Source organism: Maribacter sp. PR66 (genome assembly GCF_028464205.1).
Taxonomy (GTDB): Bacteria; Bacteroidota; Bacteroidia; order Flavobacteriales; family Flavobacteriaceae; genus Maribacter; species Maribacter flavus.
The window spans coordinates 89,893-111,922 of sequence record NZ_JAQPCH010000011.1; the positions used below are offsets into that span (position 1 = coordinate 89,893).

Consider the following 22,030-nt stretch of genomic DNA (forward strand, 5'->3'; position numbering starts at 1 on the left):
CGGCCTTAATCACAAAAGAAAGGAGGTTGTAGCCCATGTTAATAATACCAGTTAAAGAAGGAGAAAACATAGATAGAGCTTTAAAACGTTTCAAAAGAAAGTTTGACAAGACAGGTACAATGAGGCAGTTGAGAAAACGTCAGCAGTTTACCAAGCCTTCCGTAGAGCGAAGAGCCCAAATACAGAAAGCACAGTATATTCAAAGTCTAAGGGACCAAGAGGAAATTTAGACTTTTATACATACAGCATTAAATCCCGCACTTGGCGGGATTTTTTGTTTTTGACGTTTTCTTCTCGGCAATTCCTAACTTTGGTATATGCACTTAAATCAATTCACGGACTATCTCGCCCTAGAAAAAAAGTATTCCGTTCATACGGTACAGGCCTACGGAACCGATCTTATTGAATTTCGGGATTTTTGTGAATCGGAATATTCCATTGGGGATATCGATTATGTCACCTATACCATAATAAGGAGTTGGATCGTGTCCATGTCCGATATCGGTATTTCAAACCGTACGATCAATCGAAAAGTTGCTTCTTTAAAAGCTTACTATAAATTTCTTCAAAAGATTGACATACTACAGGTGAGTCCTCTTTTGAAGCACAAGGCCTTGAAAACCCCTAAAAAATTGGAGACGCCTTTTTCTGAAAATGAGATGCAACAAGTTTTGAACGAAATTCCGTATTCCAAGGATTTTGACGGTTTGCGGGATCAGCTCATTATCCATATTTTATATACAACGGGTATCCGAAGGGCAGAATTGGTAAATATTAAAGTAAAGGAAATAGATCTTGCGGAGAAAACAGTAAAGGTTTTGGGAAAAAGAAACAAGGAACGGATCATTCCCCTATTGCCGGAGACGATACTTTTTATTGAGGATTATCTAGCTGAACGAAACACAATCGCCGAAGCTAAAAATACAGACTATTTATTCTTGACCAATAAGGGCAATAAAATATATGAAACCCTTGTTTATAGAATTATAAATAAGTATTTTAGAAAGGTTTCCGCTAAGGTTAAAAAAAGCCCTCATGTTCTGAGGCATACCTTTGCAACACATTTGTTGAACAAAGGAGCCGATTTAAATTCGGTGAAGGAATTACTGGGGCATGCAAGTTTGGCCTCAACGCAAGTTTACACGCATAACAGCATAGCAGAACTCAAAAGAATACATGCTTCTTCCCACCCTAGAGGGAAAAACAATTAATTGTTTAATCCGGTCCCTGGTCTAGATAAAGGGGCGTTAAAATTTTTTAGCTTATGAAAGTAAACGCACAATCAGTGAATTTTAATGCAGATATTAAACTGATAAATTTTCTGCAAAGCCGTTTGGATAAGTTGGAGACGTTTTATGATAAGGTCATCAGTTCCGATGTTTATTTAAAGGTGGAAAATACTAGTTCTAAAGAGAACAAGATTGTGGAAATTAAGTTAAATGTTCCAAAGAACCATTTCGTAGTAAAAAAGCAGTGCAAATCCTTTGAGGAAGCGGTAGATACGGCATGTAATTCCTTGGAGCGTAAATTGATCAAGAACAAGCAAAAATTAAGGGCACATGCTTGATTAAAATTTTTCGAAATTTATTTTGAAAAAACAAATAAATCTATACATTTGCAGTCCGTTAGAAATAGCGGACTTTTTTGTGCCGAAAAAAGCATTAAAAGTGCCGATGTAGCTCAGCTGGCTAGAGCAGCTGATTTGTAATCAGCAGGTCGTGGGTTCGAGTCCCTCCATCGGCTCTTGAAATAGTGAAAAAAGCATCAGGATGCAATTAAAAAGTGAATAAATACGCTTTTGTTTGTGGGGGCAAGAATTTTATCCTGGGCGAAGTCGATGGAAGTCCCTCCATCGTCTCCAAAGTTCTTAAAATACTGATAAGGCGGGGAGATACTCAAGCGGCCAACGAGGGCAGACTGTAAATCTGCTGACTATGTCTTCGCAGGTTCGAATCCTGCTCTCCCCACATAGCTTTATCATCGGTATTAAATTGAAATTTTGAAAATTAAACAAGCGGGAGTAGCTCAGTTGGTAGAGCGTCAGCCTTCCAAGCTGAATGTCGCCGGTTCGAACCCGGTCTCCCGCTCAAAATAAACCGGAAGTCTATTATTTAGGTTTTAGGTTTATGCAGGGTTATTTTGGGACGATTTTTTGTTCTGACCCTAATTTTTTGACTTTATAGTCATTCCTGCGAAGGCAGGAATTTACCATTTTGGTAGATTCGACACTTTACGCCGGTGTAGCTCAGGGGTAGAGCGTTTCCTTGGTAAGGAAGAGGTCACGAGTTCAAATCTCGTCATTGGCTCAATTAAGGTATAAATTTGTACACTAATATAAACTAAGATTAAAATTCAATAAACATGGCAAAGGAAACTTTCGATCGTTCCAAACCGCACTTAAATATTGGTACTATTGGACACGTGGATCACGGTAAAACTACATTGACTGCTGCTATCACAGAGGTTCTGTCTAACGCAGGTCTTTCTGAAAAGAGGAGTTTCGATTCTATCGACAACGCTCCAGAGGAAAAGGAAAGAGGTATCACAATCAATACATCGCACGTAGAGTATCAAACAGCTAACCGTCACTATGCGCACGTTGACTGTCCAGGTCACGCGGATTACGTGAAGAACATGGTTACTGGTGCCGCCCAGATGGATGGTGCTATTTTGGTGGTTGCCGCTACAGATGGTCCTATGCCACAAACTCGTGAGCACATTCTATTAGGTCGTCAGGTAGGTATTCCTAGAATCGTTGTTTTCTTGAACAAAGTTGACATGGTTGATGATGAGGAGTTGTTGGAGTTGGTTGAAATGGAGGTTAGGGAATTGCTTTCTTTCTACGAGTACGATGGTGACAATGGGCCTGTAATCTCAGGTTCTGCCCTAGGTGCGTTAAACGGTGAGCAAAAATGGGTTGATACCGTTATGCAATTAATGGAGGCTGTTGATAGCTGGATTGAATTGCCGGAAAGGGATGTCGATAAGCCTTTCTTGATGCCTGTTGAGGATGTATTTACAATTACTGGACGTGGTACCGTGGCAACAGGTAGAATTGAAACTGGAATCGCTAATACTGGTGATGCCGTAGATATCATTGGTATGGGTGCTGAAAAATTGTCTTCAACTATTACCGGTGTTGAAATGTTCCGTAAAATTCTGGACAGAGGTGAAGCTGGGGATAACGTTGGAATCTTGTTGAGAGGTATTGAGAAATCTCAAATTAGCCGTGGAATGGTTATCTGTAAGCCAGGTTCTGTTAAGCCACATGCTAAATTTGAAGCTGAGGTGTATATCTTGAAAAAAGAAGAAGGCGGTCGCCATACTCCTTTCCATAACAATTATCGTCCACAATTTTATGTAAGAACTACTGATGTTACCGGTAATATTTCCCTTCCTTCTGGTGTAGAGATGGTAATGCCAGGTGATAACCTTACAATTACTGTTGAATTAATTCAACCAATTGCACTTAGTGTAGGTCTTCGTTTTGCTATCCGTGAAGGTGGTAGAACCGTAGGTGCTGGCCAGGTAACTAAGATTTTGGATTAATCCAATCTTTTAATGTAATAGATATTTTAAGGGTGTCCGTCTTTTGACGGATACCTTTAAATGTAAATATAAAGGCGTGTCATCTAAAGATCTAGTGATAAGCAAATACGGGTGTAGCTCAGTTGGTAGAGCACTGGTCTCCAAAACCAGGTGTCGGGAGTTCGAGTCTCTCCTCCCGTGCTAAAATATTATAATAAAGTTGTGGGTCGAGATATATATCCCAAGCATAGTCTAAGGAGGTCTCTTTTCTCGCGCTTTGAACAGGTGGTCGCGTAATCGATACCTGAATTTTGAAACCTAATATAGTATAAATGCTTACATACATAAAAGAATCCGTTGAAGAATTGAGGAATAATGTTACCCTTCCTTCTAGGGCGGAAGCCTCTAACCTTATGGTAGTGGTCGCTGTTTTTTCCATATTGTTCGCTTTGGCAACGTGGGGTGTGGATACGGTCTTTAGTAAAGTCGTTCAGCTGTATTTTGATTATGTATTAAACTAATTAGAGCTCTATGTCAGAAGTATTGGAAAAGAAATGGTACGTAGTTAGGGCTGTAAGTGGTCAGGAAAACAAAATTAAGGGCTACATCGAGAGTGAGGTAGAGCGCCATGGTTTTTCGGATTATTTGGAGGAGGTTCTTGTTCCAACCGAAAAAGTGATTCAAATTAGAAATGGAAAGAAAATTAACAAGGAAAGGGTTTATTTTCCAGGTTATATAATGGTTAAGGCCAATTTGGGTGGTGAAATGGTCCATATAATACGTTCCATAACCAATGTAATTGGTTTTTTGGGTGAAACCAAAGGTGGTGACCCTGTTCCCCTAAGAAAGTCTGAAGTAAATAGGATGCTAGGTAAGGTTGATGAATTAACCGTGAATACGGACAGTGTTGCCATACCATTCGTCTTTGGTGAGACCGTAAAGGTTATAGATGGACCTTTCAATGGGTTTAACGGTACCGTAGAAAAAATTAATGAAGAAAAGCGTAAGCTTGAAGTTATGGTAAAGATTTTCGGAAGAAAGACACCATTGGAATTGAGCTATATGCAAGTAGAAAAGATTTAAGATAATTGTTACATATTTAAAAGTAGTGTTGCTTCCATTAACACACTTTCAATTTAATTTTAAACAATGGCAAAAGAAGTAGGTAAAGTAGTTAAACTACAAGTTAGGGGAGGTGCAGCGAATCCATCGCCACCGGTTGGACCCGCCTTAGGTGCTGCCGGTGTTAACATTATGGAGTTCTGTAAGCAGTTCAATGCAAGGACCCAGGACAAACAGGGCAAGGTATTACCTGTTGTTATCACCGTTTATAAGGACAAGTCTTTCGACTTCGTCGTTAAAACACCACCAGCGGCAGTCCAGCTATTGGAAGCTGCTAAGATTAAAAAAGGATCTGGCGAACCTAACAGAGTAAAATTGGGTAGTGTAACCTGGGATCAAATCAAGGCAATCGCCGAGGATAAGATGGCCGACCTTAACGCATTTACGATTGAATCAGCAATGAGTATGATTGCTGGTACTGCTCGTTCCATGGGTATGAAGGTTGCAGGTAAAAGACCTTTTTAAAATCTTTAAAAGCAATTAAATGGCAAAGTTGACAAAAAAGCAAAAGGAAGCACACTCTAAAATTGAAAAGGATAAACTATATTCTTTGGAAGAGGCTTCTGCTTTAGTAAAAGAAATAACAAGCACTAAGTTTGATGCATCTGTTGATATAGCTGTGCGTTTGGGAGTAGATCCGCGTAAGGCGAATCAAATGGTACGTGGCGTAGTAACACTTCCCCATGGTACCGGTAAGGATGTAAAAGTATTGGCTTTGGTTACTCCGGACAAGGAAGCCGAAGCTAAAGAAGCAGGTGCTGACTATGTTGGATTGGACGAATATTTGGATAAAATAAAGAATGGTTGGACAGATGTTGATGTTATCATCACTATGCCAAGCGTTATGGGAAAACTTGGACCTTTAGGACGTGTTCTTGGGCCAAGAGGACTAATGCCCAATCCAAAAACAGGAACAGTGACTATGGATATTGCCAAAGCGGTATCTGAGGTTAAAGCGGGTAAGATCGATTTCAAAGTTGACAAGACTGGTATCGTGCATGCTGCAATTGGGAAAGTTTCTTTCTCTCCTGATAAGATTGCAGGAAACGCCAAGGAGTTGTTGGAAACCTTGAACAAGATGAAACCAACAGCTGCAAAAGGTGTTTACATGAAAAGTATTTTCCTGTCCAGCACCATGAGCCCAAGTGTTCAATTAGACCCAAAGTCAGTTTAAGCACTGCTAGTTAAAAATATCAATTATGACAAGAGAAGAAAAAGCAACGGTTATACAGGATTTAACTACGCAGTTGGGTGAGAATTCCATTATTTATCTAGCGGATATTTCTGGAATGGATGCAGGAACGACCTCCGATTTGAGGAGAGCTTGTTTCAAGGCAAATATCAAACTTGCTGTAGTTAAGAATACATTGCTAGCAAAGGCAATGGAAGCTTCCGAAAAGGAATTTGGTGAACTTCCAGAAGTTTTGAAGGGAAATACCTCTTTAATGTTTTCTGAAGTAGGTAATGCTCCCGCAAAACTTATTAAGAATTTCAGGAAAAAATCCAATAAACCTTTATTGAAAGGTGCTTTTGTAGAGGAAGCAATATATGTAGGTGATGAAACTTTGGATGCTTTAGTAAACATTAAGTCGAAAGAAGAAATGATTGGCGAAATAATTGGATTGTTACAATCTCCAGCCAAAAATGTTATTTCTGGACTTAAATCTGGCGGTGGAAAACTGGCCGGTATCCTTAAGACATTATCAGAAAAATAAGTACGCACTAAAAACTAAGTATATTTTAAAATTTTATTAAACGATAGAAAATGGCAGATTTAAAAGATTTCGCAGAACAATTGGTTAACCTTACAGTTAAGGAAGTAAACGAACTAGCCAATATATTAAAAGAGGAATACGGTATCGAGCCTGCTGCTGCTGCAGTAGCTGTTGCCGCTGGTGGTGGTGCCGCTGAAGCTGGTGAAGCCGCAGAGGAAAAATCAGAATTCGATGTAATTTTGAAATCAGCAGGAGCTTCCAAACTAGCAGTAGTTAAATTGGTTAAGGAATTGACCGGACTTGGCTTAAAAGATGCTAAGGATATTGTTGATAGCGCACCAAAAGCTGTTAAGGAAGGTATCTCTAAAGACGAGGCAGAAGGTATCAAAAAATCATTGGAAGAAGCAGGAGCGGAAGTTGAGCTTAAATAATAGCTTTAACCATATTACTTTTGGTTTAGGTCTTTTCGCTTTTTGCGGTTAGACCTAAGCCTTTTTATAGAATTAGGTATATCAAGGGGTATACCACCCAAATAGTACTCACGATCAAAACACTGTCCGTAGATGTTCACAAATCAGACTGAAAGAATAAATTTTGCATCCGCTAAGAATACTCCGCAATATCCGGATTTCTTGGACATTCAGATTAAGTCCTTTCAAGATTTTTTTCAACTTGAAACCAAATCTGACCAGAGAGGTGATGAGGGATTGTACAATACCTTCATGGAAAACTTTCCTATCACTGATACCCGTAATCAGTTCGTACTGGAATTTTTAGATTATTTTATTGACCCACCAAGATATTCCATCCAAGAATGTATCGAGCGTGGACTAACTTATAGTGTTCCTTTAAAGGCGAGGCTTAAATTGTATTGTACCGATCCTGAACACGAAGATTTTGAAACTATAGTACAGGATGTTTATCTAGGGACCATTCCTTACATGACACCTAGTGGTACTTTTGTAATAAACGGGGCGGAAAGAGTTGTTGTATCACAGTTGCACCGTTCTCCTGGTGTATTCTTTGGGCAATCTTTTCACGCCAACGGAACAAAATTGTATTCTGCCAGGGTAATTCCTTTCAAAGGTTCTTGGATAGAATTCGCTACCGATATCAATGGTGTTATGTACGCCTATATCGATAGAAAGAAAAAATTACCGGTTACCACCTTATTCAGGGCCATTGGTTTTGAAAGGGATAAGGATATTTTGGAAATTTTTGACCTTTCTGAAGAGGTAAAGGTTTCCAATGCCGGACTTAAAAAAGTATTGGGCCGTAAACTTGCAGCAAGGGTTTTGAACACTTGGCACGAGGATTTTGTGGATGAGGATACGGGTGAAGTAGTTTCCATTGAAAGGAACGAAATTATTTTGGACCGTGATACTGTTTTGGAAAAGGAGCATATTGCCGAAATTTTGGAGGCTGATGTGAAGACCATTCTTTTGCACAAAGAAAACAATGCACAGTCGGATTATGCTATTATCCACAATACCTTACAAAAGGACCCAACAAACTCTGAAAAGGAGGCTGTTGAGCATATTTACAGACAATTACGTAACGCCGAGCCGCCCGATGAGGAAACGGCAAGGGGTATTATTGACAAATTGTTCTTCTCTGATCAGCGTTACAACCTAGGTGAGGTGGGTCGTTACAGAATGAACAAGAAGTTAGGTCTTGATATTGGAATGGACAAGCAGGTCTTGACCAAAGAGGATATCATTACCATCATAAAATATTTAATCGAGCTGATCAACTCCAAAGCGGAGATCGATGACATTGACCACCTTTCAAACCGTCGTGTACGTACCGTGGGTGAGCAATTGTCGCAACAATTTGGTGTAGGTCTTGCCCGTATGGCGAGGACCATCCGTGAGCGAATGAACGTAAGGGACAATGAGGTATTTACACCAATCGATTTGATCAATGCGAAGACCTTATCTTCCGTTATCAACTCCTTCTTTGGTACCAACCAGTTATCGCAGTTCATGGACCAGACGAATCCGTTAGCGGAGATTACGCATAAAAGAAGGTTATCGGCTCTTGGACCTGGAGGTCTTTCGAGGGAAAGGGCAGGCTTCGAGGTTCGTGACGTTCATTACACGCATTATGGACGTTTATGTCCAATTGAAACCCCGGAAGGTCCAAACATTGGTTTGATATCCTCCTTATCGGTATTCGCCAAGGTAAATCCTATGGGATTTTTGGAAACACCTTACAGAAAGGTAGAAGATTCCAAAGTCGATTTGGAAAATTACATTTATTTAAGTGCAGAGGAAGAGGAAGGAATGAAAATTGCCCAGGCAAACATTCCCTTGAAGGAAAATGGACAGATTGATACGGATAAGGTTATTGCAAGGGAGGAGGGTGACTTTCCTGTAGTAGATCCAGCAGAGATTCACTACACGGACGTTGCACCAAACCAAATCGCATCCATTTCCGCTTCCTTGATTCCGTTCTTGGAGCATGATGATGCGAACCGTGCCTTGATGGGCTCAAACATGATGCGTCAGGCTGTTCCACTTCTAAAGCCTCAATCACCCATTGTTGGTACCGGTCTGGAAAGACAGGTAGCATCGGATTCCAGGGTATTGATCAATGCCGAAGGCGATGGTACCATTGAATATGTGGATGCTGAAAAAATCACCATAAAGTACGATAGAACGGACGAAGAAAGATTGATTTCTTTTGACGAGGATGAAAAAACATACTACTTGGTGAAGTTCAGAAAAACGAACCAAGGTACTAGTATTAACCTGAAGCCCATCGTAAAGAAAGGGGATAGGGTCAAAAAAGGCCAAGTATTATGCGAAGGTTATGCCACCGAAAAAGGTGAATTGGCCTTGGGAAGAAACCTTACCGTTGCATTCATGCCTTGGAAGGGATATAACTTTGAGGATGCTATTGTGATTTCCGAAAAAGTGGTACGCGAGGATATTTTTACGTCCATCCACGTGGACGAGTATTCCTTGGAAGTTCGTGATACTAAATTAGGTGCAGAGGAACTTACCCATGATATTCCAAACGTCTCAGAAGAGGCCACAAAGGATTTGGATGAAAACGGTATGATCCGTATTGGAGCTGAAGTAAAGCCAGGCGATATTCTTATTGGTAAAATTACGCCAAAAGGAGAATCCGATCCTACACCAGAGGAGAAATTGCTACGTGCCATCTTTGGGGATAAGGCGGGTGATGTGAAAGATGCCTCTTTGAAGGCTTCACCATCTTTAAGCGGTGTAGTAATCGATAAAAAACTTTTCTCAAGATCTGTGAAGGATAAGAGAAAACGCTCAGAGGACAAGGAGGAACTTTCCAAATTGGAATTGGAATACGAAGTAAAATTCCAGGAATTAAAGGATATTCTGGTAGAGAAGTTGTTTACCCTGGTAAATGGAAAAACTTCCCAAGGTGTATTGAATGATTTGGGTGAGGAGGTATTGCCAAAAGGTAAGAAATATACCATGAAGATGTTGAACTCCGTGGACGATTTCGCACACTTGGTGAGCGGAAGCTGGACTACGGATACGGATACCAACAATTCTGTTGCCGATTTGCTTCACAACTATAAGATCAAGTTGAACGATCTTCAAGGAAACTTGAGAAGGGATAAGTTTACGATTTCCGTTGGGGATGAATTACCAGCGGGTATTATGAAATTGGCCAAAGTCTATATTGCCAAAAAACGTAAGCTTAAAGTAGGTGATAAAATGGCGGGCCGTCACGGTAACAAAGGTATCGTATCCAGAATCGTGCGTCAGGAGGATATGCCTTTCTTGGAGGACGGAACACCGGTTGATATTGTATTGAACCCGTTAGGTGTACCTTCCCGTATGAACATTGGTCAGATATATGAAACCGTGTTGGGTTGGGCCGGATTGAAACTGGGTAGAAAATTCGCTACCCCAATTTTCGATGGTGCATCCTTGGATGAAATCAATGCCTATACAGATGAGGCCGGTATCCCAAGATTTGGACATACACATCTTTATGATGGTGGTACAGGGCAGCGTTTTGACCAGCCGGCAACAGTTGGTGTTATCTACATGCTGAAATTAGGTCACATGGTAGATGATAAGATGCATGCACGTTCCATAGGACCTTACTCTTTGATTACGCAACAGCCATTGGGTGGTAAAGCACAATTTGGTGGTCAGCGTTTTGGGGAGATGGAAGTTTGGGCCTTGGAGGCATACGGTGCATCGGCAACCTTACGTGAAATATTGACCGTTAAATCGGATGATGTTATCGGAAGGGCCAAGACCTACGAATCAATCGTAAAAGGTGAGACGATGCCGGAACCTGGTTTGCCAGAATCTTTCAATGTATTGATGCACGAGCTTAAGGGATTAGGTTTGGATATCAGGTTGGAAGAATAACGATGGTCTTTAAGAGGCTGTTTTAAACACATTTAAAATCATTATCAGTACGCTATTATGGCTAGATTAAAAGATAATAACCAAGTAAAAAGGTTTGATAAAATTTCAATCGGATTGGCTTCGCCCGAAGCAATTTTGGCAGAGTCCAGAGGTGAGGTTTTAAAGCCTGAAACAATCAATTATAGAACCCACAAACCGGAACGTGACGGATTGTTCTGTGAGCGTATATTCGGACCTGTGAAGGACTACGAATGTGCGTGTGGAAAGTATAAAAGAATCCGTTACCGAGGTATTGTTTGTGACCGATGTGGTGTTGAAGTTACCGAGAAAAAGGTACGTAGGGATAGGGTAGGTCATATCAATTTAGTGGTTCCTGTCGCACATATTTGGTATTTCCGTTCCTTACCGAATAAAATCGGGTACTTGTTAGGTCTTCCTTCCAAGAAATTGGATATGATCATTTACTACGAAAGGTATGTAGTAATTCAGCCTGGTATCGCCAAAGGTCCTGAGGGAGAGGAAATCCAAAAAATGGATTTCTTGACTGAGGAGGAATATCTGAACATTTTGGAGTCAATTCCACAAGAGAATCAGTACTTGGAGGATACCGATCCAAACAAGTTCATCGCCAAGATGGGTGCGGAATGTTTGATAGATCTTTTGGGCAGAATCAATTTAAAGGAACTATCTTTTGAATTGAGGCACAAGGCAAATACGGAGACTTCCAAGCAAAGAAAAACCGAGGCTCTAAAGAGGCTTCAAGTTGTTGAGGCCTTAAGGGAGTCCCAGGACAATCGTGAGAATCTTCCAGAGTGGATGATCATGAAGGTCATTCCGGTAATTCCGCCAGAATTAAGACCGTTGGTTCCTTTGGATGGTGGTCGTTTCGCAACTTCCGATTTGAACGATTTGTACAGAAGGGTCATTATCAGAAACAATCGTTTAAAAAGGTTGGTTGAGATAAAGGCACCGGAAGTTATTCTTAGAAACGAGAAACGTATGCTTCAGGAAGCCGTGGATTCTCTTTTTGACAATACAAGAAAAGCATCAGCGGTTAAAACGGAATCAAATAGACCTTTAAAGTCCCTTTCGGATTCCTTGAAGGGTAAACAAGGTCGTTTCCGTCAAAACCTTCTTGGTAAGCGGGTGGATTACTCCGCACGTTCGGTTATCGTTGTAGGACCTGAAATGAAATTGTTTGAATGTGGTCTTCCAAAAGATATGGCTGCCGAGCTATACAAGCCTTTCGTAATTAGGAAATTAATTGAAAGGGGTATTGTAAAAACGGTGAAGTCCGCCAAGAAAATAATAGATAAAAAAGAGCCTGTTGTTTGGGATATTTTGGAAAATGTCCTGAAAGGACATCCGGTATTGCTGAACCGTGCCCCTACACTACACAGATTGGGTATTCAGGCATTTCAGCCCAAATTGATTGAAGGTAAGGCCATTCGTCTGCACCCATTGGTTTGTACCGCCTTTAACGCGGATTTTGATGGTGACCAGATGGCGGTTCACCTTCCGTTGGGTCCTGAGGCCATTTTGGAAGCACAATTGTTGATGTTGGCTTCCCATAATATTTTGAACCCCGCTAATGGTTCGCCAATAACGGTACCTTCCCAGGATATGGTCTTGGGTCTGTACTATATGACCAAAGAGCGTAAATCTACGCCGGAAGTTCCAGTAAAAGGTGAAGGTTTGACTTTCTATTCCGCAGAAGAAGTGGAAATTGCTTTCAACGAAGGAAAAGTTGCGTTGAACGCCGGTATTAAAGTTAGGGCGAAGGATTTTAATGAAGCTGGAGAATTGGTATACCAGATTATTCCAACTACCGTGGGAAGGGTATTGTTCAACATGGAAGTACCCGAAGCTGCTGGTTATATCAATAAGGTATTGAACAAGAAATCCCTAAGGGATATTATTGGTGACATACTATCCGTTACCGATGTGCCAACTACTGCTGATTTCTTGGACAAGATAAAGACTATGGGATACGAGTTCGCTTTTAAAGGTGGATTGTCCTTCAGCTTGGGGGACATCATTATCCCCGAAGAAAAGCACGATATGATCAATGATGCAAACGGTCAGGTTGATGGTATTATGGCCAACTATAACATGGGTCTTATAACCAATAACGAACGTTACAATCAGGTAATCGATGTGTGGACGTCCACGAACGCAATGTTGACCGAATTGGCCATGAAGCGTATCAGGGAAGATCAGCAAGGCTTTAACTCTGTGTACATGATGCTTGATTCGGGAGCTAGGGGTTCCAAGGAACAGATTCGTCAGTTGACAGGTATGCGAGGATTGATGGCGAAGCCGAAGAAATCGACTGCAGGTGGTGGAGAGATTATTGAAAACCCGATTCTTTCCAACTTTAAGGAAGGTCTTTCAATTCTTGAATACTTTATTTCTACGCACGGTGCACGTAAGGGACTTGCGGATACGGCTCTTAAAACAGCTGATGCCGGTTATCTAACACGTCGTTTGGTGGATGTTTCCCAAGATGTTATTATCAATATCGAGGATTGTGAAACCTTACGAGGCGTAGAGGTTCAGGCATTGAAGAAAAACGAGGAAATAGTGGAGTCCTTGGGAGAAAGAATACTTGGTCGTGTATCCTTGCACGATGTGTATGACCCAATTTCTGAGGAGATGTTATTGAAGGCCGGTCAGGAAATCATGGAGTCCGATGTCAAGAAAATTGAAGCTTCACCTATAGAAACGATTGAGGTTCGTTCTGCACTGACTTGTGAGGCGCAACAAGGTATATGTGCCAAATGTTATGGAAGAAACCTTTCTACGAATAAGATGGTTCAAAGAGGTGAGGCCGTTGGGGTTGTCGCTGCACAGTCCATTGGTGAACCAGGTACGCAGTTAACGCTTCGTACTTTCCACGTAGGTGGTATCGCCGGAAACATTTCTGAGGATAATAAGTTGGAAGCTAGATTCGCGGGTATCGCCGAGATTGAGGATTTGAGAACCGTAAAAGGTGAAAATTCAGAAGGTAAGCCGGTAGATATCGTAATTTCCAGAACGACTGAAATCAAGGTAGTAGATGCTAAAACGGGAATTACCTTGAGCACGAACAATATACCTTATGGTTCTCAACTCTTTGTTGAGGATGGCGGTAAAGTTCAAAAAGGCGATTTGATTTGTTCTTGGGATCCATACAACGGCGTTATCGTTTCTGAATTCCCTGGAAAAATTGCATACGAAAACATAGAGCAAGGTGTTACCTACCAAGTTGAGATTGACGAACAGACAGGATTCCAAGAAAAGGTAATTTCCGAATCCAGAAACAAAAAGTTGATTCCAACGCTTCTTATTCAGGATACTAAAGGAGAGACGCTACGTTCCTATAACTTACCTGTTGGTTCGCACATTATGGTAGACAATGGTGATACGATAAAAGAAGGTAAAATCTTGGTTAAGATTCCACGTAAATCTGCCAAGGCTGGGGATATTACCGGTGGTCTTCCAAGGGTAACCGAATTGTTCGAGGCACGTAATCCTTCTAATCCGGCTGTTGTTTCCGAGATTGATGGTGTTGTTTCTTTCGGTAAGATAAAAAGGGGTAACCGAGAAATCATTATCGAATCAAAATTGGGCGAGATAAAAAAATATCTTGTGAAACTTTCTAACCAGATTCTTGTTCAGGAAAATGACTACGTTAGAGCTGGTATGCCATTATCCGATGGATCTATTACACCAGAGGATATCTTGGCTATCAAAGGACCATCCGCAGTACAGCAATACCTGGTAAATGAGGTACAAGAGGTATATCGTTTGCAAGGTGTAAAAATCAACGATAAACACTTTGAGGTCGTCGTACGGCAGATGATGCGTAAGGTAAGAATCGAAGATCCGGGAGATACTATTTTCTTGGAAAACCAATTGATTCACAAAGATGATTTCATTATTGAGAACGATGAGATTTTTGGTAAGAAAGTGGTGATGGATGCCGGTGATTCAGAAAACCTTAAACCAGGTCAAATCGTTACGCTTCGCGAACTACGTGACGAGAATTCCATTTTAAAACGTGGCGACAAGGCATTGGTAGAGGCTAGGGATGCCATCGCGGCAACCGCAACGCCAATTTTGCAGGGTATTACCCGTGCTTCCCTACAAACTAAATCGTTTATATCCGCTGCTTCCTTCCAGGAAACGACCAAGGTACTGAACGAAGCTGCTGTGAGTGGTAAGGTGAACACCTTAGAAGGATTGAAGGAAAATGTAATTGTAGGACATAAAATACCAGCAGGTACAGGTATGAGGGACTATGAGAACATCATAGTTGGATCTAAGGAAGAATATGATGAGATAATGGCCAGAAAAGAGGCCTTGAGATTTTAAAGTTAAGAGCCCTCGTTAATGCGAGGGCTTTTTTAATTGTTATTTTTTTACTTACAAGTATGAGTGAAACTAAAAATCAAAAACAAAAGCAAATCAATATAGAGCTGGATGAAAAGACCGCCGAAGGGACATATTCCAATTTGGCCATTATAAATCATTCTGTTTCTGAATTTGTTGTAGATTTCATAAGTATGATGCCGGGTGCCCCAAAGGCCAAGGTCAAAAGTAGAATTATTTTGACGCCACAACATGCCAAAAAGTTCTTAAAGGCGCTCAATGAAAATGTACAGCGCTTTGAGAAGGCCCACGGAACCATTAGGGATTACGAACAGCCAGCAATACCAATGAATTTTGGGCCCACGGGAGAAGCATAAAAAAATCCACCTTTTGGTGGATTTTTTTATTCGAACTCGGAAGTAAAATACAGTTTTACGGAGGGATATTTTTGCTGTGCCATCTGAAGCGAGAATTGTGAATCTGCCAAGAAAACCAATTGCCCTCGCTTGTCCTTAGCCAAAAACTTTTGTTTTACTCGGATAAACTCCTTGAACTCTTCACTTTTCCTATTCTCCGTGCCTATCCAACAAGCCTTGTAGACCGGAAAATTTTCGTAGCTACACTTGGCACCATATTCATGCTCCAGTCGATATTGAATGACCTCAAACTGTAGGGCACCTACGGTCCCAATAACTTTACGGCCGTTCATCTCCAAAGTGAAAAGCTGTGCGACGCCTTCATCCATCAACTGGTCTATACCTTTATTTAGTTGTTTGGATTTCATTGGGTCCGCATTATTTATATATCTAAAATGTTCCGGTGAAAAGCTTGGGATGCCTTTATAATGGAGAACTTCACCTTCGGTCAAGGTATCCCCAATTTTAAAATTTCCTGTGTCGTGGAGCCCTACGATATCCCCTGGATAAGAAATATCCACAATTTCCTTTTTTTCGGCAAAGAAGGCATTCGGACTAGAAAACTTCAGATTTTTATCCAGTCTAACGTGTAAGTAAGGTTTGTTTCTTTCAAAAGTTCCGGATACCACCTTCACAAAAGCCAATCGGTCCCGGTGTTTGGGATCCATGTTCGCATGAATCTTGAATACAAATCCTGTCAAGGATTTTTCATCGGCATTCACTAGACGTTCCTCCGCCATTTTTGATTTTGGCGAGGGTGCGATTTCTATAAAACAATCCAACAATTCACGCACCCCAAAGTTATTCAGGGCTGAACCGAAAAACACCGGTTGCTGTTCTCCTTTTAGGTAAAGATCTTTGTCAAAATCCGGATATACGCCCCATACCAATTCTAAGTTGCTCCTAAGGTTCTCAGCTGCTTTGGTTCCAATGATTTTTTCCAGTTCAGGACTTTCAATATCATCAAAGGCAATTGTCTCTTCTATATTTTTCTTACTATCACCGCTAAAGAGATTGATGTTCTTTTCGTAGATATTGTAAATGCCCTTAAAGTCATATCCCATGCCAATGGGAAAACTAAGAGGGGTAACGGAAAGCCCTAGTTTTTGCTCAAGTTCATCCAAAAGGTCAAAGGCATCTTGTCCCTCCCTATCGAGCTTATTTATGAATACCAACATTGGAATTTTCCGCATTTGGCAAACCTCAACCAACTTAACTGTTTGCTCCTCAACACCTTTGGCAACATCGATTACTACGATTACACTGTCTACTGCGGTTAGGGTCCTAAAAGTATCCTCTGCAAAGTCCTTATGACCGGGGGTATCCAGGATATTGATTTTTTTATCCTTGTATATGAATGCCAAGACAGAAGTTGCCACGGAAATACCCCGCTGTCGTTCAATTTCCATGAAATCACTGGTGGCAGTTTTTTTTATTTTATTGTTCTTTACGGCACCGGCTTCTTGAATAGCCCCTCCAAAAAGGAGCAACTTTTCAGTAAGGGTAGTTTTTCCCGCATCCGGATGCGAAATAATGCCAAATGTCCTCCTTCTTTCTATCTCTTTCTTAAAGCTCATGCATTAAAATTTGGCGCAAAAATAAGCTAATTTATACATCTAGGTGACAATAGTATTTGTAGTAAAAAATAATGCGAATTTTTGTGACCTTAAAAAGGTTAAAGGTGTCTTAATCAATACTATAAATATTAGGAAAATAAACTTTTTCACAGTTTATGGAGAATTATTAACAACTTGACCGAATTACCCAACAACTGAATATTTATAAAGTATCTTGCGCATAATTTTCACCAAGGAAATCCCAAATCCTACTACACTTTTCAGAGATGCTATGACTTTTGTTTAACAATAACTGTCCCAGCATGGAAAGAACATTACTTTCTAAAACATATTCAAAAAGTCTTTTCGTAGTTTATATTTTGGTTTGTCTAGTTTGGAATAAGGAACTATTTGCCCAATATACCTTCCAAAATTCTAATTCAATGATTTTAAACTTCAATGACGATTTAGATTTGGATGATGATGGAATTCTCAATTCCATCGAAGATTTGAACCTTGACGGGGATAACGATTTTACTACAAACCCAACGGATTCAGATAATGACGGTATTCCCAACTATTTGGATGTCGATTCGGATAATGATGGTATTCTTGACAATGTGGAAGGTCAGCTAACTGCTAACTATGTTGCTCCTTCTGGAATTGATGCGAACATAAATGGTCTGGATGATGCATATGAAGGCTCTTATGGTTTTGGTATTGTTCCGGTGAATTCTGATTTTGGGCTTGGAGGTAATGGTTTAATACCGGATTTTTTGGATGTGGACTCTGATATTGACGGTATACGGGATAATGTTGAGGCCCAAGACTATTTAAATTTTATTCCTCCTTCTGGTCTAGATGAAAATTTCAATGGTTTGGATGATGCTTATGAAGGCCCGTATGGTTTTGGAATTAATCCAGTCAATTCAGATATGGATGAATTTCCAGATTTTCGGGATTTCGATTCAGATGGCGATGGTATTAAAGATAAGCTGGAGGCACAAACTAGTTCAGGTTATATCGCTCCCATTGGAGATGCTAATGGTAATGATATTGATGATGCCTATGAATTGGGTCTGACCCCAATTGACTCTGACTTAGATAGTATTCCTGATTTTAGGGATTTGGATTCGGATAATGATGGAATATTAGATATTAGAGAAAGTCAGACTTCGTCAGGATACGTTTTGCCGAGTGGTTTTGACAATGACTTTAATGGTTTGGATGATAGTTACGGCTCCAGTGGAATTACTCCGATAAATTCAGATTTGGATGAATTTCCAGATTTTCGTGACATCGACAGCGACAACGACGGCATCCCGGACAATGTGGAGGCGCAAACTACGGACGGTTACATAGCACCGAACGACGACGACGCGGCTACCTATGCAAGCAACGATGGCGTGAACAGTGCCTATCCAGATGGTCTTACCCCTGTGAACACGGACGGTACTGACGAGGTGGACTATCTGGATAACGATTCGGACAATGATTCGGTCCCTGATAACAATGAGGGCAACGACTTCAATTTCGACGGTATCCCTGACCAGACATTTACCGGTGTCGATACCGATGGCGACGGTCTGGAAAATGGTTACGAGGGCAGCGATGTAAATGACGGTTTTGATGTGAACGATGAAATCGACGACCCGGCCAACGACCTGCCGGATACGGACGGGACCGAGGACGTGAACTACCGTGACCTTGATGACGATGGGGACGGTATCGACACGCCAGATGAGGATGCGGACGGGGATGGCGACCCAACCAATGACGACACCGATAGTGATGGTACGCCCGATTATCTTGACCCCGATTCCCCAGGTACGGACACAGACGGTGATGGGGTCCCTGATAGCGCCGATTTGGACGATGACAATGACGGGATTTTGGATACCGTTGAAGATCCAAACCTCGACGGTGACAACGACCCGCTGACAGATCCCTTGGATTCCGATGGTGACGGATACCCAAATCATTTGGACATCGATAGCGACAACGACGGCATCCCGGACAATGTGGAGGCGCAGACTACGGACGGTTACATAGCACCGAACGACGACGACGCGGCTACCTATGCAAGCAACGATGGCGTGAACAGTGCCTATCCAGATGGTCTTACCCCTGTGAACACGGACGGTACTGACGAGGTGGACTATCTGGATAACGATTCGGACAATGATTCCGTGCCGGACAACAATGAGGGCAACGACTTCAATTTCGACGGTATCCCTGACCAGACATTTACCGGTACCGATACCGATGGCGACGGATTGGACGATGGCTACGAGGGCAGCGATGTCAACGACGGTTTTGATGTGAACGACGAAATCGACGACCCGGCCAACGACCTGCCGGATACGGACGGGACGGAGGACGTGAACTACCGTGACCTTGATGACGATGGGGACGGTATCGACACGCCAGATGAGGATGCGGACGGGGATGGCGACCCAACCAATGACGACACCGATAGTGATGGTACGCCCGATTATTTAGATCCATCGACAGAGATAGTTGATGTTGTAGACGATGAGGTCTCAATCCCTGAGAATACTGTAACGGAGATTGATGTATTGGAGAATGACATGAACATACCATCAGAAGGGGAACTTACTGTGACCCAACCGACCAATGGAACAGTAGCGATAGATGATGGAGGAACTCCAGACGATATCACTGATGATGTATTGATCTATACTCCAGAAGATGGTTTCAATGGAACTGATAGTTTCGAGTATACCGTTTGCGACACCAACGGTAACTGCGACACGGCAACTGTAACCGTTACGGTGGGAACACCTCAGATGCTGGATGCGGTGGACGATCAAGTTTCCACGCCACAGGATACGGTTGTCGATATCGATGTATTAGCAAATGACATGAACATACCATCAGACGGGGAACTTACTGTGACCCAACCGACCAATGGAATAGTAGAGATAAATGATGGAGGAACTCCGGAGGATATCACGGATGATGTATTGGTTTATACTCCAGAAGATGGTTTCAACGGAACTGATAGTTTCGAGTATACCGTTTGCGACACGGAAGGGAACTGCGACACAGCTACGGTAAACATAATGGTGGGCACACCAGAAATGTTGGATGCGGTGGACGATGAAGTTTCCACGCCACAGGATACGGTTATTGATATCGATGTGTTGGCCAATGACACGGGAATTCCTTCGGATGGGGAGTTGACGGTTACCGAGCCCAGCAACGGAACCGTAGCGATTGACGATAATGGAACTCCGGAGGATATCACGGATGATGTACTTATCTACACCCCGGATGCCGGGTTCAACGGAACCGATAGTTTCGAGTATACCGTTTGCGACACGGAAGGGAACTGCGACACAGCTACGGTAACCATAACCGTGGGGACACCACCAATATTGGATCTTGTGGACGATGAAGTTTCCACGCCACAGGATACTTCCATTGAAATTGATATTCTAAACAATGATTCCGGAATACCTATGGATGGAGAATTAACGGTAACTGCCCCTTCAAATGGAACGGTGGAAATTAACGACGGCGGAACCCCGGGCGATATTTCAGATGATACGGTAACCTATACTTCACGGGAAGGTTTTAGCGGAACCGACAGTTTCGAGTATACCGTTTGCGATACGGATGGGAACTGCGACACGGCAACAGTCAGTATTACCGTGGAGGAAATTACGAGCCTAAAAGTGGAAGTTAATCAAATGCTAACACCCAATGGGGATGGACGCAATGATTTTCTATTCATCCGTGGTACAGAAAATATCAGACAGAGTACCTTGAGAATTTTTAACAGATGGGGCGTTTCGGTATACGAAGGGGAAAACTACAATAATCAGACCAACGTTTTTGATGGCCGTTCTAGAGGTAGGTCAACCTTAAGTGTGGAAGAATATTTGCCATCGGGAGTCTATTTTTACATTTTTAATTACACCACTTTGGACGGAGAGAATGTTGTGGATAGTGAGTATATTTACATCAGCAGATAAAAGCATAACTATATGAATATCAGATACAGGATACTAACTTTTTTAGCTATTACTTTTATCTTTCTAGAGGGGGCAAGTGCGCAGCAGGATGCACAATATACACAGTACATGTACAATACGATGACCGTGAATCCGGGGTATGTGGGATCTCGGGGTCAATTAAGTATGGCAGGTCTGTACCGTTCCCAATGGGTGGGATTGGAAGGTGCCCCAAGTACGTTTACACTCAACCTTCATTCCCCCATACGAAATAGTAAACTGGGTTATGGGGTGTCCATTGTAAATGACGAAATTGGTGATGGAACCGTACAAGAGACCTATTTGGATGCCATGGTTTCCTATACCATTGATGTTTCAAGGGACGCAAAACTTTCATTCGGATTAAAGGCTGGAGGAAACATTTTAAGTCTAGATTTTGCCAAGCTTAGAAATTTTGACAACGAGGTGGTCCGTACCGATAATATTGACAGTAGATTTTCTCCAAATTTCGGATTGGGGATGTACTATCACACCAATAGTTTTTATGCTGGATTATCCGCCCCCAACTTGTTGCAGACGGAATATTTTGATAATACCAACAGGGACGCAAGTTCCGTTCAATTTGTTTCACAGGAAAGAATCAACTTTTACTTTATAACAGGTTACGTTTTTGATCTGAACGGCAACTTAAAGTTCAAACCCGCTTTATTGACCAAGGTGGTGGGTGGAGCCCCTCTACAAGTGGACCTGTCCGCCAATTTCATGTTTAATGATAAATTTACCTTTGGTGCGGCCTATCGTTGGGATGCCGCGCTTAGTGCCTTGGTAGGTTTTCAAGTATCTGAACAGTTCATGTTGGGACTGGCCTACGATAGGGAAACGACGGAACTTGGTGGAACCCAGTTCAATGACGGTTCTTTTGAGGTCTTTTTAAGATTTGAATTGGTCAGATCTTTTCAACGTTTGGTATCACCCCGATTCTTTTAA

General features: G+C 41.8%; 17 protein-coding genes and 5 tRNA genes. 21 read left to right on the plus strand and 1 reads right to left on the minus strand.

The window, feature by feature from the left end:
- The first annotated feature begins 35 nt into the window (after positions 1–35).
- From rpsU to PP181_RS16385, 19 genes are all read left to right on the plus strand, one after another.
- On the plus strand, positions 36–230 hold the full coding sequence (rpsU, locus tag PP181_RS16295) for a 30S ribosomal protein S21 (protein ID WP_138259555.1): 195 nt from the start codon (positions 36–38) through the stop codon (positions 228–230).
- Between the two features lie 87 nt (positions 231–317).
- A complete protein-coding gene (locus tag PP181_RS16300) occupies positions 318–1,211 on the plus strand; it encodes a tyrosine-type recombinase/integrase (protein ID WP_272637865.1) in 894 nt (297 codons plus the stop codon).
- A gap of 53 nt (positions 1,212–1,264) precedes the next feature.
- On the plus strand, positions 1,265–1,567 hold the full coding sequence (gene hpf / locus PP181_RS16305) for a ribosome hibernation-promoting factor, HPF/YfiA family (protein ID WP_154920752.1): 303 nt from the start codon (positions 1,265–1,267) through the stop codon (positions 1,565–1,567).
- A 102-nt stretch (positions 1,568–1,669) separates the two neighbouring features.
- Positions 1,670–1,743, plus strand: a tRNA-Thr gene (locus PP181_RS16310).
- A 39-nt stretch (positions 1,744–1,782) separates the two neighbouring features.
- On the plus strand, positions 1,783–1,923 hold the full coding sequence (locus PP181_RS16315) for a hypothetical protein (RefSeq protein ID WP_272637867.1): 141 nt from the start codon (positions 1,783–1,785) through the stop codon (positions 1,921–1,923).
- Positions 1,886–1,967 (plus strand) — tRNA-Tyr (locus PP181_RS16320). Before PP181_RS16315 ends, PP181_RS16320 begins: the two co-directional genes overlap by 38 nt.
- A gap of 47 nt (positions 1,968–2,014) precedes the next feature.
- A tRNA-Gly gene (locus PP181_RS16325) sits at positions 2,015–2,087 on the plus strand.
- A gap of 147 nt (positions 2,088–2,234) precedes the next feature.
- Positions 2,235–2,306 (plus strand) — tRNA-Thr (locus PP181_RS16330).
- Positions 2,307–2,361: 55 nt separating this feature from the next.
- Complete coding sequence (gene tuf / locus PP181_RS16335) at positions 2,362–3,549, plus strand: elongation factor Tu (RefSeq protein WP_154920753.1); 1,188 nt, start codon at positions 2,362–2,364, stop codon at positions 3,547–3,549.
- A 107-nt stretch (positions 3,550–3,656) separates the two neighbouring features.
- A tRNA-Trp gene (locus PP181_RS16340) sits at positions 3,657–3,729 on the plus strand.
- A gap of 131 nt (positions 3,730–3,860) precedes the next feature.
- A complete protein-coding gene (secE, locus tag PP181_RS16345; RefSeq protein ID WP_138259559.1) occupies positions 3,861–4,049 on the plus strand; it encodes a preprotein translocase subunit SecE in 189 nt (62 codons plus the stop codon).
- Between the two features lie 10 nt (positions 4,050–4,059).
- The gene (nusG, locus tag PP181_RS16350; RefSeq protein WP_138259560.1) at positions 4,060–4,611 is read left to right on the plus strand and encodes a transcription termination/antitermination protein NusG; all 552 of its coding nucleotides are present in this window, start codon (positions 4,060–4,062) and stop codon (positions 4,609–4,611) included.
- 66 nt (positions 4,612–4,677) lie between these two features.
- A complete protein-coding gene (rplK, locus tag PP181_RS16355) occupies positions 4,678–5,115 on the plus strand; it encodes a 50S ribosomal protein L11 (protein ID WP_138259561.1) in 438 nt (145 codons plus the stop codon).
- Between the two features lie 19 nt (positions 5,116–5,134).
- Entirely contained in the window at positions 5,135–5,824 is a 690-nt protein-coding gene (gene rplA / locus PP181_RS16360) for a 50S ribosomal protein L1 (protein WP_154920754.1), read from the plus strand.
- A gap of 25 nt (positions 5,825–5,849) precedes the next feature.
- Positions 5,850–6,365, plus strand: a complete 516-nt coding sequence (gene rplJ / locus PP181_RS16365) for a 50S ribosomal protein L10 (protein ID WP_154920755.1) — start codon at positions 5,850–5,852, stop codon at positions 6,363–6,365.
- Positions 6,366–6,415: 50 nt separating this feature from the next.
- Positions 6,416–6,796 (plus strand): 50S ribosomal protein L7/L12, encoded by a 381-nt coding sequence (rplL, locus tag PP181_RS16370; protein WP_154920756.1) that lies wholly within the window; start codon positions 6,416–6,418, stop codon positions 6,794–6,796.
- Between the two features lie 132 nt (positions 6,797–6,928).
- Entirely contained in the window at positions 6,929–10,738 is a 3,810-nt protein-coding gene (rpoB, locus tag PP181_RS16375; protein ID WP_272637868.1) for a DNA-directed RNA polymerase subunit beta, read from the plus strand.
- Between the two features lie 57 nt (positions 10,739–10,795).
- The gene (gene rpoC / locus PP181_RS16380) at positions 10,796–15,094 is read left to right on the plus strand and encodes a DNA-directed RNA polymerase subunit beta' (RefSeq protein ID WP_272637869.1); all 4,299 of its coding nucleotides are present in this window, start codon (positions 10,796–10,798) and stop codon (positions 15,092–15,094) included.
- Between the two features lie 59 nt (positions 15,095–15,153).
- Complete coding sequence (locus tag PP181_RS16385; protein ID WP_138259567.1) at positions 15,154–15,468, plus strand: DUF3467 domain-containing protein; 315 nt, start codon at positions 15,154–15,156, stop codon at positions 15,466–15,468.
- Positions 15,469–15,494: 26 nt separating this feature from the next.
- On the opposite strand, the gene PP181_RS16390 is transcribed toward PP181_RS16385, so the two are convergent.
- Positions 15,495–17,084: a peptide chain release factor 3 gene (locus PP181_RS16390; RefSeq protein WP_138259568.1), complete on the minus strand. Its 1,590-nt coding sequence runs from the start codon at positions 17,082–17,084 to the stop codon at positions 15,495–15,497.
- A gap of 422 nt (positions 17,085–17,506) precedes the next feature.
- Between PP181_RS16390 and PP181_RS16395 the strand changes: the two genes are divergently transcribed.
- The gene (locus PP181_RS16395) at positions 17,507–21,064 is read left to right on the plus strand and encodes an Ig-like domain-containing protein (protein ID WP_272637870.1); all 3,558 of its coding nucleotides are present in this window, start codon (positions 17,507–17,509) and stop codon (positions 21,062–21,064) included.
- 12 nt (positions 21,065–21,076) lie between these two features.
- Positions 21,077–22,030: a PorP/SprF family type IX secretion system membrane protein gene (locus PP181_RS16400; protein WP_272637871.1), complete on the plus strand. Its 954-nt coding sequence runs from the start codon at positions 21,077–21,079 to the stop codon at positions 22,028–22,030.